This window comes from Nocardia sp. NPDC057663 (assembly GCF_042799895.1).
Lineage (GTDB): Bacteria > Actinomycetota > Actinomycetes > Mycobacteriales > Mycobacteriaceae > Nocardia.
Window position 1 is genome coordinate 377,969 of sequence record NZ_JBHVHX010000001.1, and the last position, 13,256, is coordinate 391,224.

12 protein-coding genes are annotated in these 13,256 nt (G+C 70.3%); 3 read left to right on the forward strand and 9 right to left on the reverse strand.

Translation table 11 applies throughout. From position 1 onward, the window contains the following. Positions 1 to 112 precede the first annotated feature (112 nt). On the reverse strand, positions 113 to 865 hold the full coding sequence (locus ACFVAV_RS01845) for an isocitrate lyase/phosphoenolpyruvate mutase family protein (protein ID WP_379028509.1): 753 nt from the start codon (positions 863 to 865) through the stop codon (positions 113 to 115). A gap of 40 nt (positions 866 to 905) precedes the next feature. Then, positions 906 to 1,391, reverse strand: a complete 486-nt coding sequence (gene soxR, locus ACFVAV_RS01850) for a redox-sensitive transcriptional activator SoxR (RefSeq protein ID WP_379028511.1) — start codon at positions 1,389 to 1,391, stop codon at positions 906 to 908. Positions 1,392 to 1,523: 132 nt separating this feature from the next. Between soxR and arcA the strand changes: the two genes are divergently transcribed. Next, a complete protein-coding gene (gene arcA, locus ACFVAV_RS01855) occupies positions 1,524 to 2,765 on the forward strand; it encodes an arginine deiminase (protein ID WP_379028513.1) in 1,242 nt (413 codons plus the stop codon). A gap of 6 nt (positions 2,766 to 2,771) precedes the next feature. Continuing rightward, positions 2,772 to 3,131 (forward strand): GntR family transcriptional regulator, encoded by a 360-nt coding sequence (locus tag ACFVAV_RS01860; protein WP_379028515.1) that lies wholly within the window; start codon positions 2,772 to 2,774, stop codon positions 3,129 to 3,131. A gap of 3 nt (positions 3,132 to 3,134) precedes the next feature. Here ACFVAV_RS01860 and ACFVAV_RS01865 read toward each other — a convergent pair whose 3' ends face one another. Continuing rightward, entirely contained in the window at positions 3,135 to 4,709 is a 1,575-nt protein-coding gene (locus ACFVAV_RS01865) for a dolichyl-phosphate-mannose--protein mannosyltransferase (RefSeq protein WP_379029903.1), read from the reverse strand. Between the two features lie 129 nt (positions 4,710 to 4,838). Here ACFVAV_RS01865 and rsmI point away from each other — a divergent pair, with 129 nt between their 5' ends. Then, a complete protein-coding gene (gene rsmI / locus ACFVAV_RS01870; RefSeq protein WP_379028517.1) occupies positions 4,839 to 5,744 on the forward strand; it encodes a 16S rRNA (cytidine(1402)-2'-O)-methyltransferase in 906 nt (301 codons plus the stop codon). Positions 5,745 to 5,754: 10 nt separating this feature from the next. On the opposite strand, the gene ACFVAV_RS01875 is transcribed toward rsmI, so the two are convergent. The 6 genes from ACFVAV_RS01875 to ACFVAV_RS01900 all read right to left on the reverse strand — a co-directional run bounded on the left by ACFVAV_RS01875 (position 5,755) and on the right by ACFVAV_RS01900 (position 13,176). Next, positions 5,755 to 6,882 (reverse strand): glycosyltransferase, encoded by a 1,128-nt coding sequence (locus tag ACFVAV_RS01875; RefSeq protein WP_379028519.1) that lies wholly within the window; start codon positions 6,880 to 6,882, stop codon positions 5,755 to 5,757. Positions 6,883 to 6,960: 78 nt separating this feature from the next. Further along, positions 6,961 to 7,944 (reverse strand): GAF domain-containing protein, encoded by a 984-nt coding sequence (locus tag ACFVAV_RS01880; RefSeq protein WP_379028521.1) that lies wholly within the window; start codon positions 7,942 to 7,944, stop codon positions 6,961 to 6,963. An 8-nt stretch (positions 7,945 to 7,952) separates the two neighbouring features. Then, a complete protein-coding gene (locus tag ACFVAV_RS01885; protein ID WP_379029905.1) occupies positions 7,953 to 9,770 on the reverse strand; it encodes a putative bifunctional diguanylate cyclase/phosphodiesterase in 1,818 nt (605 codons plus the stop codon). Between the two features lie 68 nt (positions 9,771 to 9,838). Beyond that, entirely contained in the window at positions 9,839 to 11,986 is a 2,148-nt protein-coding gene (locus ACFVAV_RS01890) for an Rv1355c family protein (RefSeq protein WP_379028522.1), read from the reverse strand. 309 nt (positions 11,987 to 12,295) lie between these two features. Beyond that, positions 12,296 to 12,736: an AraC family transcriptional regulator gene (locus ACFVAV_RS01895; RefSeq protein WP_379028524.1), complete on the reverse strand. Its 441-nt coding sequence runs from the start codon at positions 12,734 to 12,736 to the stop codon at positions 12,296 to 12,298. Continuing rightward, complete coding sequence (locus ACFVAV_RS01900; protein ID WP_189025953.1) at positions 12,733 to 13,176, reverse strand: GyrI-like domain-containing protein; 444 nt, start codon at positions 13,174 to 13,176, stop codon at positions 12,733 to 12,735. Before ACFVAV_RS01900 ends, ACFVAV_RS01895 begins: the two co-directional genes overlap by 4 nt. Positions 13,177 to 13,256: the final 80 nt, after the last annotated feature.

Here is a 13,256-nt window from a genome sequence, read left to right on the forward strand (position 1 = left end):
GCCCCCCTCTCCGCCCCCGCCCCCCGGCGCGGGGGGGGACCCCCCCCACGGCCCCCCCCATGCTTTAAGCGGGGGGGGCCCCCCCCAGCCCGCGGCCCCCCACCTCCGCGCGTCAGGCCCAGGCGGCGAGCAGCTTGCTCGCTTCGGCGCCCAGCGCGGCCTGCAGGAACGGCCCGAAGCTGATCCGGGCGACGCCCAGTTCGGCGAAGTGGTCCTTGGCCGGAGTCCCCGGCTGCCCGATCGCGTTGACCGGCAACGGCAGTTCGCTCGTGAGCCTGCGCAGCACGTCGTCGGCATGCCTGCCCACCGGGTACAGCACGTCGGCGCCTGCCTCGGCGGCCAGTGTCAGCCGGGCGATCGCGCGGTCGACGCGGTCGGCCTCGGCACCGTCCTGGCGCAGGAACAGATCGGTGCGCGCGTTGACGACCACATGCACCCCCGCCGCGTCGGCGGCCACGCGCAACCCGCGCACGAGCTCGGCGTGCTCCTCGGGAGTGCGCAGCCGCTTGCCCTCGCTGTGCACGGTGTCCTCGATATTGAGCCCGACCGCGCCCGCCGCGAGCAGTCCGTCGATGAGCCGCCCTGGCTCGAGCCCGTACCCCGATTCGATGTCGACCGACACCGGCACGTCCACCGCCCCGGTCACCTGGGTGACGCGCGCGAGCAGCTCGTCATAGGTCATCCCCTCACCGTCACTGCGCCCGACCGAGTCGGCAACCGGATGACTACCCATGGTCAATGCCGAAAAACCCGCGGCCACAGCGATATTCGCCGACCACGCGTCCCACACGGTCGGTAGCACCACCGGGTCACCCGGCTGGTGCAGTTCGAGCAGAGTCTTCGCTTTCGCGTCCAGAGAGGTCATACCGCGATGATGCCGCACCGCGAGCGTCCGTGCCGCCGGACTAGACGCAGCCGGTGCGCGGCGGGCAGTTCAGCTGCACATCGAGCACGCGCGCGCCGGGGCCTTCGGAGCCGAGGCGGTCGTGTTCGTTGACGAGCTTGCACGAGCCCAGCGACAGGCAGCCGCAGCCGATGCAGCCGGTGAGGTTGTCGCGCAGGCGGGTGAGCTGGGTGATGCGGTCGTCGAGGTCCTCGCGCCACGTGGTGGACAGGGTTTCCCAGTCGCGACGGGTGGGGGTGCGCCCCTCGGGGAGCCGGTCCAGCGCCGACCGGATCTCACTGAGCGGGATCCCCACCCGCTGCGAGATCCGGATGAAGGCGACCCGGCGCAGAGTTTCGCGAGCGTAGCGACGTTGATTGCCGCTGGTTCGACGACTCGATATGAGACCTTCGCGTTCGTAGAAGTGCAACGCGGACACTGCAACTCCACTACGCTCGGATAGCTGCCCGGGGGTCAGCTCCTTCGTTTGCCAATCGGCCGTCGTCATCTGCGCTCCTCCCGTTTTCGCCCTCAACAATACTTGAGGTTTTCGTGTCGTGTACGAAAACGGCTGGACTCTCCCTGGCCAGGTCTGCGGGTCTTCCATGCCGACACGGGCTCCTCGCATTACGGTTTCCGCATGGGAACCGCCCCCGACTCCCGCCTGGCCGTCACCTCCGAGGTCGGCACGCTCCGGACGGTGCTGCTGCACCGGCCCGGCGACGAACTGCGCAGGCTCACCCCGAGCAACAACGATCAGCTGCTCTTCGACGGCATTCCGTGGGTGGAACGCGCCCAAGCCGAGCACGACGCCTTCGCCGCCCTGCTGCGCGAACGTGGCGTGGAGGTGCTGCTGCTGTCCGAGCTGCTGGCCGACACGCTCGAGGTGAGCGGGGCGGCCAGAATCCAGGGTATCTCCGCCGCCGTCGATGCCCGCAGGCTCGGGCACGGCCTGGCCGACCAGCTCGCCGCCGAACTGCGCAAATTCGAGGCGCGCGAGCTCGCCGACATCCTGATGGCCGGGATGACCTTCGACGAACTGCCCTTCGGCCCCGACACCACCTCGCTGGTGCGCCGGATGCACCACGGCGCCGATTTCGTCATCGACCCGCTGCCCAATCTGCTGTTCACCCGAGACTCCTCGTTCTGGGTCGGGCCGAAGGTGGCGATCACCTCGCTCGCCCTGCCCGCCCGGCACCGCGAGACCTCGATCACCGATCTCGTCTACGCCTTCCACCCGCGCTTCCTCGGCGTGCGCCGGGCCTACGAATCGCACACCGCGCCGATCGAGGGCGGTGACGTACTGCTGCTCACGCCGGGCGTGGTGGCGGTCGGCGTCGGTGAGCGGACCACGCCCGCGGGCGCGGAAGCCTTGGCGCGCAGCCTCTTCGACGACGATCTCGCCCACACCGTGCTGGTGGTGCCGATCGCGCAGAACCGCGCGACCATGCACCTGGACACCGTGTGCACGATGGTCGACACCGACGCGGTGGTGATGTATCCGGGCGTGCGGGAATCCTTGCAGGCCTTCACGATCCGCCGTGAAGACGGTTTCTCCGGGCGCGGCGACCTGGACCGGATCAGCATCACCGGACCCGAGCCGTTCCTGCCCGCCGCGGCCGCCGCCATGGGCATCGCGCGCCTGCGGGTGATCGACACCGGCCGCGACGGGCCGGCCGCCGAACGTGAGCAGTGGGACGATGGCAACAACACCCTGGCCCTCGCGCCCGGCGTGGTCGTCGCCTACGAACGCAACGAGATGACCAACTCGCGCCTGACCGACGCCGGGGTCGAGGTACTCACGATCCAGGGGTCGGAGCTGGGCTCCGGCCGTGGCGGTCCGCGCTGCATGTCCTGCCCACTGGCCCGAGAGGAGGTGTGAGCGATCATGTTCCACGTCGAGCTGTCCGCCGATTCCGCTCAGCCGCCGTATGAGCAGCTGCGCACGGCCGTGATCGAACAGGTCCGCGCGGGCACGCTCACCGCGGGCACCAAGATCCCCACCGTCCGCGCGCTGGCCGCCGATCTCGGCATCGCCCCCAATACCGTCGCCCGCGCCTACCGCGAACTCGAGGCTGACGGCGTCCTCGAAACCCGGGGCCGCCAAGGCTCTTTCATCGCCTCCTCCGGCGACCCCACCCGCGATATCGCGGGCCGCGCGGCCGTCGACTATGTGAACACGATCCGCCGCCTGGGTCTCACCGACGCCGACGCACTCGAGTTCGTCCGGCGCACACTGGACAGCTGAGCGCTAGCGCCAGCTGGGTAGCCAGAGATGGTCTTGCCAGCTGGCGGGGCTGATCGGCTGGGCCGTGAGGATCGGCCAGAGCCAGACGAAGTTCGCGATCACCAAGCCCAGGTAGATGCTGACGATGAGCAGCCCGAGCGCGTACCGCTCGTTCACGGGGGCGGGCAGGTAGGTTCCGGTCGGACTGCGCGGTATCCCCGCCGGCCGGGCCGAGCCGAGGATGTCGCCGAGGATCAGCGCGACGCCCATCGCCAGGAACGGCGCGAGCACCACCGCGTAGAAGAAGTACATCTGCCGGTCGAGGGTGAGGAACCAGGGCAGCAGGCCGGCACCGTAGCCGACCAGCACGGCCGCGTAGCGCCAGTCCTTGCGCACGACCGAGCGCCACACCATCCAGCCGAGGGCGGGCAGCGCCAGCCACCACAGCGCGGGCGTGCCGACCGCCATCACGGCCTTCACGCACTGCGCCTCGCCGCAGCCCGTGACGGTGCCGTCGGCGTAGTAGTAGAGCATCGGGCGCAGGCCCATCGGCCAGGTCCACGGCTTGGATTCCCACGGATGGTGGTTGCCCGCCGAGTTGGTGAGACTCGAATGGAAGTCCAGGGTTTCGCCCTGGTAGTACCAGAGCGAGCGCAATGCGCCGGGCACGAACGAGAACGGGCCGCCGGTGCCGATCTGGTTGCCGACCGCGTACCGATACACCCCGTTCTCGCTGGCGAACCAGGCCCAATACGAGGACAGATACACCACGAGCGGAATGACGACCAGCGCGTACAGCGCCGGGCCCACGTCACGGACCAGCGTGCCGACCCACGGCCTGCGCACCCCGTACGCGCGCCGGGCACTCACGTCGAAGGCCACGCTCAGCAGCCCGAAGAACATGATGAAGTAGAGGCCCGACCATTTGGTGCCGCATGCCAGCCCGAGCAGCACACCGGCGCCGAAGCGCCACCAGCGCACGCCGAGTCGCGGTCCCCAGTCGGTGATCCCGATCCGGCCTGCCAGGTCGGCGTCGGCCATCCGGGCACGGACCTCGTCGCGGTCGACGATCAGACAGCCGAACGCGGCGGTCACCAGCAGCGCCATGAAGATGTCGAGCATGCCGATGCGGGAGGAGACGAAGGTCAGTCCGTCGGCGATGAGCAGGATGCCGGCGAACGCGCCGATCAGCGTCGAGCGCGACATGCGGCGCACGATCCGGATCACCAGCAGCACCAGGACGGTGCCCGCCAGGGCCGCGGTGCCGCGCCAGCCCCACGCGTTGTAACCGAACAGGGCCTCGCTGATCGCGATGAACTGTTTGCCGACCGGCGGATGCACCACCAGCCCGTAGGCCGGGTTGTCCTCCACGCCGCCGCCGGTCACCATCTGCCAGGCCTGCGGCGCGTAGTGCTTCTCGTCGAAGACGGGGGTGCGCGCGTCGGTCGGGTAGTTCAGGTTCGCGAAGCGGGTGATCGCCGCGATCACCGTGAGCACGGCGGTGACCGCCCAGCCACGGGCGGTGTCGAGCGGGCCGAAGTCGGGGGCAGGCCGCAGCGGAGCCGGCGCGACCAACGCCGCCGACCGCGACGGTGGCATCGCGCGCGTTTCGGTCACCGGGATCACGCCCCGATCGTAGGCGGTGCGCCCACCGAAGTCCGACCCGACACCGTCCCCCCTCGTTTCCCTGTAGATGCGCGATCCGGCGCGACGGGCCCGCCTGACAGAATGGCCGAACACCGCACGCACGCCCCGCCGCCGCACTCGATCGGTACGGCCAAAATACCGGAGAGGCTGGACAACACTGTGTTGGTCTTAGCGGCTACACCGATGGGCGACATCGGGGACGCGTCGCAGCGACTGCGCGACGCGCTCGGCTCGGCCGATGTGGTCGCCGCCGAGGACACCCGCCGGACCAAGTCGCTGGCGAAGGCGCTCGGGGTGGAGATCACCGGCCGGATCGTCAGCTTCTACGACCATGTCGAGACGGCCCGCATCCCCGCCCTGCTCGACGACATCGCGAGCGGGCTCACCGTGCTCCTGGTGACCGACGCGGGCATGCCGTCGGTCAGCGATCCCGGCTATCGGCTGGTCGCCGCCGCGGTCGAACGCGATCTTCCGGTCACCTGCCTGCCCGGCCCGTCCGCGGTCACCACCGCCCTGGCACTGTCCGGCCTGCCGGTCGAGCGCTTCTGTTTCGACGGTTTCGCGCCGCGCAAGGGCGGCCAGCGCCGGGAGTGGCTGCGTACCTTGGCCTCCGAACAGCGCGCCTGCGTCTTCTTCGAGGCGCCACACCGCCTCGCCGACTGCCTCGCCGACGCCGTCACGGTCCTGGGCCCCGACCGCCGCGCCGCTGTCTGCCGGGAACTCACCAAGACCTACGAGGAAGTCGTCCGCGGCACCCTCGCCGAACTCGCCGCCTGGGCAGTCGAGGGCGCCCGCGGCGAGATCACTGTTGTCCTCGAAGGCGCCCAACCGGTTTCGGCAGACGCGGCCGACCTGGTCACCGAGGTGGAAACGCTCGTGGCGGGCGGCATGCGCCTCAAGGACGCCTGCGCCGAAGTCTCCGCAGGCCGCGGCGCCTCCCGCAAGGACCTGTACGAAGCAGTACTGGCCGCACGTTCAGCCGAGTAGTCCGGACAGCTCACCGGTCGAGGACGGCGAGCATGCCTGCGACCGCTCGGGGCCAGGTGAATTGTTCGGCGCGGGTGCGGGCGGCTTTGCGGCGGCCCGTGGTGGGCATGGCGAGGACGTCGGTGACAGCTTGGGCGAAGGCGCGGGGGCGGTCGGCGGCGATGGCGCCGCAGTCGGCGGTGACGATGTCGGCGAGGGCCGAGGAGCGGCTGGCGACGACGGGGGTGCCTGCGGCGAGGGCTTCCAGGGCGGCGAGGCCGAAGGTCTCGTGGGGGCCGGGGGCGAGTGAGACATCGGCGGTGGCAAGGAGTTTCGCGACCATCGCGCGGTCGCTGATGAATCCGGTGAAGTGGACCGACGGTTCGCCGCCGGGGAGAGCGGGCATGGCGCGGGCGCGGCGTTCCAGCGACTCACGCCGCGGGCCGTCACCCGCGACGACCAGCCGGGCGGGGACACCGGCCCGATGTAGCGCGCCGACCGCCTCGATACTGCGATCCACCCGCTTCTCCACCGACAGCCTGCCGCAGTGCACCAGCATCGGATGCCCGGCGACGCCGAGGTCGGCGCGCAGCCGGTGGTCACGGCGGCGCGGGCTGAACAGGTCGAGGTCGACGCCGAGCGGGACCAACTCCACATTGGGTGCGCCGATCCGCTGGAATTCCTCGCGGGCGAAGTCGGTCGTGCACACGACCATGTCGTAGTCGGCGGCGGTGCGCCGGTTGGCGACGTCGGCGAAGCGGCGGGCGGCGGGCCCGGGGAGGAACTGGCCGAGCAGCCGGTCGAGCCGTTCGTGCGAGATCATCACGCTCGCGACCCCGCGTCGCCCGGCCCAGCGCCCGAAACCGCGCAGGGTGAGCCGATCGGAGACCTCGAGCACGTCGGGCCGCAGCCCGCCGAGCACATCGGCCACCCGCCGCGGATCGGCCGCGCGGTAACCACCGGTGCACGGAATCGCCAGCGCGGGCAAGGTGATTCGCAGTGCGCCGGTGGACAGCACTTCCTCGCTGCGCCGCGGCCCCGGCACGATCAGCACCACCTCGTGGCCCGCCGCGACATATCCCTCGCCGAGGTGGTGCAAGGCGGTGCGCAGCCCTCCCGATCGCGGGCCGTAGAAGTTGGCGAGCTGCACGATGCGCACTCCCCGATCGTTCAGCGACGCGGGTGCCCCCTGGAACCGGCCCGTGGAACAGCGCGTGAACAGCCGCGAAAGATGCGGCTAACCGGACTCCGGCGCGTCCTCGAACCAGACCCGCAGCAGGCCGTGTCCGGACGCGGCGGTGGTCATCGCGACCAGTTCGGCCTGCGCGGTGATCCACTCGCCCTCGGCGAAGCGGACCCGCAGCGCGAGCCGCCTGGCCGTCCCCGGCTCGCGCGCGACATCGGTGCAGGCGGCGCGCAACGCGGCCAGGTCGCCCGGGTCGACGGTGGGCCGTTCCACCGCCCACCGGTCCAGCGGGGGCAGCGGTTCGGCGGCCCATTCGTAGATGATCGCGCTGGACAGCTCGACGAGGCCGACACCGACACCGCTGCGCTGCGAGACCGCGCGCAGCATGGTCACATCCGGGTCGGGCACCCCGTCGTGTTCGGGGACGGCGTGCATCAGGCCGCTCACCCGGCGCAGCCGCGGTGCGGCCCTGGCGATCATCTGGAACCTGCGCACCGCGTCGTCGTCGCCCAGCATGTCGACCTCGCCCTGCCAGTGACCGCCGGGCACGAGCCCGGTGGCCATCGCGAAGTACTCGACCCTGCCGTCGAACCGCACCATCCGGCCGAAGGCGTCCGGCGGCGTGCGGACCACCCGCACCTCGGCCGGATGGCGGGCGAAGATGAGCTCCTCCAGACCCGGTCCGTGGTAGGCGAGTTCGGTGTCGGCCTCCCAGTCCCATGCCGCCACCTGCCGCCGCGGCGGCACCGGCTCCGCCACCGGTCCGGCCCACAGCTGGACACCGTGGACCCCGTCGAACGCGCAGCGGACCGGCTCGGCCAGTACCAGCAGGCCGTCGGTCTCTTCCCGCACCGAGGTCTGATCGGCCCGGCAGCGCTGCACCGCCGCGGCGGCGACACCCGCGCGCGCCTGCCCGAGTTTGCGGTGCAGCCACACCGGTCCGGCCCACTGCCTGACCTGCGCGCCGTCCGCGACGACGGTGGGGTCGAGCTCCTCGACGAGGGTCTCGATCAGCAGCCACTCCCCGGCGGGCATCGCCGCGATCAGTTCGGCGCCACGCCGCGTCCCGCGCGTGGCAGATCGAGGTCGAGGGGGATGCGCCCTTCCCGCAATTGCGCCTCGACTTCCTCGGCCGGCATGGGCCGGGCGATGAGGAAGCCCTGCGCGCGATAGCAACCGAGGCCGACCAGCGTCCTGGCCGCCATCGGCGTCTCGACGCCCTCGCCGACCACGCCGAGCCCGAACGAGCCGGCCAGGCCGATGATCGACTTCACGATCGCCAGGTCGTCGTTGCTGTCGCCGAGGCGCTGCACGAAACCGCGGTCGATCTTCACCGCGTCGACGGGCAGCGCCTTGAGGTGCGACAGCGAGCTGTAGCCGGTGCCGAAGTCGTCGATGGCGATCTGCACGCCCATCCGCTTGAGGCCGCGCAGGGTGAGCCTGGTCCGCACGAGGTCCTGCACGACGACGTGCTCGGTGATCTCGAGGCAGACCGAGCTGCCGTCGATCCCGAAGAGGCGAAGGATGTCCTCGATGCGCTCGACGAAATCGGCGCTGACCAGCTGCACCGGCGAGACGTTGATCCGGATCACCACATTGGCGGCCAGCCCGCGGCGGCGCCAGTCGGCGAATTGCGAACAGGCCGAACGGATCACCCACCGGCCGAGTTCACCGGCCAGGTTGGTGGCCTCGGCCACCGAGACGAAGGCGCCCGGCGGCAGCAGTCCACGCGTCGGGTGCTGCCAGCGCACCAGCGCTTCCAGCGCCACGATCCGGCCGGTGCGCAGGTCGACCTCGGGTTGGTAGTGCAGCACCAGCGAGCCGTCGGACACCGCGCTGCGCAGATTCAGCTCCACATCGTCCTGGAGTTCGAACTGCGCGCGCATGGCGTCGGTGAACACCGCGACGCCGTTGCCGCCACCGGATTTCGCCGACAGCAGGGCATGGTCGGCGCGGCGCAGCACGTCCGACACCGAGGTCTCCCCCGGAATGCCCAGCGCGACACCGACACTCACCCCGCGGCTGACAGACTCCTGCCCCACCGAGACGCGGCGGCCGATGAGCTGCTGGATCCGGGTCGCCTCGAGTTCGGCCGCCACCGCGTCCATCGGCGCCGCGGGCACGATGACGAACTCGTCGCCGCCGAGCCGCGCGATCATGTCGCTGGGCTCGAGGTTCTGTTTGAGTCTGCGGGCCAGCGTGCGGATGAAGTTGTCGCCCGCGCTGTGGCCGAGGAAGTCGTTGAGCGCCTTGAGCCGGTCCAGGTCGAGGAAGAACGTGGCGACCGGGCCCGGTTCGCCCGCGCGCAGCCGCTCCTCCATGTATTCGAGCAGGGCGCGGCGGTTGGCCAGGCCGGTCAGATCGTCGTGCAGCGCGATGTAGCGCAGCTTCTCCTCGGCGACCACGCGCGCCTGTAACTGGGCGAACAGCGCGGCGATGGCCTTGAGGACATTGAGTTCGCGCTTGGACCAGGCGCGGTCGCCCATCTTCACGAAGCCGAGGACACCGGTCGACTCGCCGCGCGAGACCAGCGGCACGCAGGCCATGGCCACCTCGGGTATGCCCGAGGACTTGCGGATCGTCTCCTGGTAGTCGGCGCTGTCGTGGCCGGGGCGCACGATCAGCGGCTCGGTCGCGAATTCGAGGGCACGGAAAACCGAGTCGGCGTGCTCGAACTCTACCGTGTGCAGCGGGTCGGGATCGGGGACGTCGAGCCTGCGCGGCCATTCGGCGATGAGGACGGTCGCGCGCCGCGCCCGGTCGGTGTGGCGCAGATAGCTGACGTCGACGTCGAAATGATCGACAAGGGAGGCGAGCACCCGCTCGCTCGCCGCCACCATGGTCGTGGCGTCGACACCCATCAACTCGGAGGCGACCTGCGTCACCAGTGAGTCGAGCGTTTGCCGAGGCACGTTGTCTCCGATCCGCGCTATCCGTCGTTCCTACTGCCGGGCACCGGCAACCGTCGACTGCGAACGCTCGCAGCCGCGGCGTAGCTCAGACGAAGAACCAATGCCACGTTCTCATCCTCAGGGAGTCCCATCAGGTCCTGGAAACGCCTCTGAATGCTGGCAAGTGTATCTGTGAACTCGGGAGAAACGCTGCGCAAATCCTCGCGTCGGTCGGCATACAGGAACACGGGGGACACCGGCTGCACCGCCAGCCCCAGCAGATGCGCCCGTAGCCACACTCTTTCCACCGCGGCACCGGCTCGCGCGTAGTCGGCCAGATCCGGGATACCCCCCGCGCGAGCGCGGAAGCCGATCGCCACCAGAGCCGAGCTGGCCCGCACCCGGTCGACGGTGGATTCCCCGAGCGTGGCGCCCGCCGACCACTCGCGCAGCCGGTCCATCACATCGGTGCGGCGGCCGACCTGGAGTTTGGCCAGTTCGTCCGGCGCCGGTTCGAGCGTGCGCACGTCGATGCCGGTGCGCAGATCGTCGCCTGGCCAGCGCAATTCGGCGTAGAGCTGCCCGTGCAGCTGGGGGGTGAGATGGCGGATCCGGTCGCTGGCGCCCAGCAGCGCGGCCGCCTCGGCCAGCGCGTCCGCGCCGGTGATCGCGTACACGGTGGCGTCCTCGGCCGCGGCGGCGGTGCCGAGCGCGGGCACCACAGTCCCCGGTAACGGCGTCGTCGCGCCGAGACGGCGATTGGTGTGCCGATCCAGGGCGAGGGGATAGTCGGCGGCCAGGTCGGGGTCGGTGCCCGCGCGCAGCCGCAGCCGGGCGAGCAAGGGTGCGGCCGGGTCGTCGACACGCCAGTGCGGCTCGCCGAGCAGGCCGTGCGCGGCCGCGGCGGCGCGGGCGTTGTGCAGTGCCGCGCCGACCGCGACGGCACTGCCGCGCAGCTCGATGTCCATCGCGGTGGAACCGGTGGGATCGAGGGCGATCTCGATCAGCCCCGGTTCGCCGCGCAATCGCCACGGCTGCACATTGCCGCCCGAGGGCGCGCGCTGGGCGCAGGCGAGGATCGCCGCGACAGGATCGGCCGGGGGCTCGTCGGCGGGGAGCTCGGGCACGGTGTCGATGCCCTCGTCGAGGTAGCCGGGTTCGGCCAGCGAGTCCAGCGCTGCCTCGAGGTCGACGCGGGTCCGGCCGGAGGACAGCTTGGCGCCCAGCCCGATCCGGCGTACGGCCGCGGTCACGATGGCCGCGCCCAGCTGCACGTCACTGCCCAATTGTGGCCAGGTGGTGATGGTCTCGCCGACCTCGGCCAGGCTGGCGGCCATCCGCGAGGAGAGCTGGCCCGGGTCGAGGATGCGCAGCACGTGCGGCGCCTTGGCCTTGGTGTCCAGGTCGGCCAGCTGGGCGCCGGTGGTCGCGCCGAGCAGGCCGTGGAAGGGCTCGCGGCCGGGTTCGAGGTCGTAGCGTTCGACGTCGAACAGGCCGCGGTCGCTGGTGTCCATGAGCAGCGGGATCCGCCGCCTGCGCGCGGCCTCGCGGACCGCGAATTTGATGTCGAGCGAATCGCATTCCTCGACCACCACCGAGAGCCCGTCGAGGAACTCGTCGACCGTGTCGATCAGCACGCCGGTCGGCCAGATCTCGACCGGCAGATACGGATCGAGTTCGGCGATCCGGCGGGCGGTGACGACGGACTTGTTGACGCCGACGTCGAACAACCCGCCCGGCACCCGGTTCAGATTCGACAGCTCGATGGTGTCGAAGTCGGCCAGCCGCAGCAGTCCGCACGCGCCTTCCAGCGCCAGCGTGTACGCGACCGAATGGCCGACGCTCTGCCCGACCACACCGACCGTCAGCTGCGCCAGGCGCTGCTGTTCACCGCGGGTGAGCTTGTTGCGGTTGCGGTCGGTCCGGATCGCCCGGAACGCGGCGGGGCCGAGGACCGCCACGAGCGCGTGCCGCCACGGGTAGTAGACCCACCGTTCCTCGCCCGGATCGAGTCCGGGCGGCGGCCCGGTGAGCTCGGCCAGTTCGGCGCGTAGACCGGCGCGCAGGTCGTATCGGCGGATGCCGGCCGATTGTGCCAGCTGCCGCAAGGTTGCCGCGTCGGCGTGATCGGCCGGATCGAGCACAAAGGGGCGGTAATCCGCGGTCAGCGGGTCCGGTTCGATCATCGACGGGTCCGAACCACGAACCGCGTCGTCGCGGGTCGTCCGGCGCCGCGGTGAACGCGCCGCAACCACGCGTCGTTGCGCGCTGCTTCGACAGCCATCGTGTTCCTAGCTCCGTGCTACGCGCCCGCGCGCGGCCGACGTCCTACCGATGCCGACCCGTGCAGTATCCGTCATCCGAATGGAATCCACCAGGCGAGTGGCTAATTTTCCGAAAACCCTGTGTTACCGGTGAAGTCTCCGCAGGTCAGAATGGGTGCTCAGAGCGATACTGGCATAATCGAGACCGACCGGTTCGAATCTGGCTACTTTCTAGCTATCGGCCGTGATCGAAACGAACAATTCTACGGTGTCCGGACCGTGCCAGACCTCGATCTCTTCGCGATAGGCGCGCGAGATCTCCGCCGACGCCGTCGCGTCGTCGACCTGCGCCCACACGTCCTCGACCGGATCGTGGTAATCGCCGTTGGGCGCGAATCGCGCGTAGATGCCCCGGGGCACCCGCACCATGAGATCGCCGACCGGGACGTCGTCCGGGGTCGCGTATTCCCGCGCCACCAGCGCGTTCCAGTTGCCCGCCGGGTCGGGGACATAGACCGTGTGCAGCGGTTCGCCGCCGCCGGGCCGGTCGCGCAGGCGGTCCTTGAGGAACTCGATCAGATCGCTGTTGCTGACCTTGAAGCTCGGATGGACCCGCGGCACGGCCAGGCCCCCGTAGAGTGCGCTGCCGCGCACGACGATCGTGTAGGTCATCGCGGATCGACCGCCAGATACAGGTCGATCTTGTACGCGTGCGGGTAGCACTCGAAATCGCCGGTGAAGGTGCGCTTGATCTGGTTGTGCTCCTCGGCGTAGGCGATCTGGGTCCACAGATCCGTCATCACCTGCGGAAAGTTACCGACCGAGGAGAAGCGCGCGTAGGTGCCGCGCGGCAGGCGGGCCGCCAGATGTCCGCGGGTCACCTGGTCGAGCGAATCGCACTGGTAGCCGACGATCTGGGTGTTGTAGGTGCTCAGCTCACCGGTGTAGTCGGTGTAGGCACTGGCCAGTGGTCCGCCGAGGTCCTGGTGCAGGACGGCCGACCACGCGGCTTCGAGATCCCGGTCGCGCAGCTCACCGAGGGCGCGCTTGGGACTACGGACCGGTAGACCGGCCACCCATGTCTCGTCCCGCTCGACGATTTCGAACTGCATTGATGACTCTCTCGAAGGGTCGGCTCGGTTGCGCCATGCTATCAACTTCGATCACCGACAGCGGTGACACACCGAGTTGT

What these genes read in the sequence shown, in the direction of transcription:
- ACFVAV_RS01845 (WP_379028509.1), bottom strand. Translation starts at nt 865, where the DNA reads ATGACCTCTCTGGACGCGAAAGCGAAGACTCTGCTCGAACTGCACCAG.
- ACFVAV_RS01860 (WP_379028515.1), top strand. Translation starts at nt 2,772, where the DNA reads ATGTTCCACGTCGAGCTGTCCGCCGATTCCGCTCAGCCGCCGTATGAG.
- ACFVAV_RS01885 (WP_379029905.1), bottom strand. Translation starts at nt 9,770, where the DNA reads ATGGGTGTCGACGCCACGACCATGGTGGCGGCGAGCGAGCGGGTGCTC.
- ACFVAV_RS01900 (WP_189025953.1), bottom strand. Translation starts at nt 13,176, where the DNA reads ATGCAGTTCGAAATCGTCGAGCGGGACGAGACATGGGTGGCCGGTCTA.
- soxR (WP_379028511.1), bottom strand. Translation starts at nt 1,391, where the DNA reads ATGACGACGGCCGATTGGCAAACGAAGGAGCTGACCCCCGGGCAGCTA.
- arcA (WP_379028513.1), top strand. Translation starts at nt 1,524, where the DNA reads ATGGGAACCGCCCCCGACTCCCGCCTGGCCGTCACCTCCGAGGTCGGC.
- rsmI (WP_379028517.1), top strand. Translation starts at nt 4,839, where the DNA reads ATGGCCGAACACCGCACGCACGCCCCGCCGCCGCACTCGATCGGTACG.
- ACFVAV_RS01890 (WP_379028522.1), bottom strand. Translation starts at nt 11,986, where the DNA reads ATGATCGAACCGGACCCGCTGACCGCGGATTACCGCCCCTTTGTGCTC.
- ACFVAV_RS01880 (WP_379028521.1), bottom strand. Translation starts at nt 7,944, where the DNA reads ATGCCCGCCGGGGAGTGGCTGCTGATCGAGACCCTCGTCGAGGAGCTC.
- ACFVAV_RS01895 (WP_379028524.1), bottom strand. Translation starts at nt 12,736, where the DNA reads ATGACCTACACGATCGTCGTGCGCGGCAGCGCACTCTACGGGGGCCTG.
- ACFVAV_RS01865 (WP_379029903.1), bottom strand. Translation starts at nt 4,709, where the DNA reads ATGCCACCGTCGCGGTCGGCGGCGTTGGTCGCGCCGGCTCCGCTGCGG.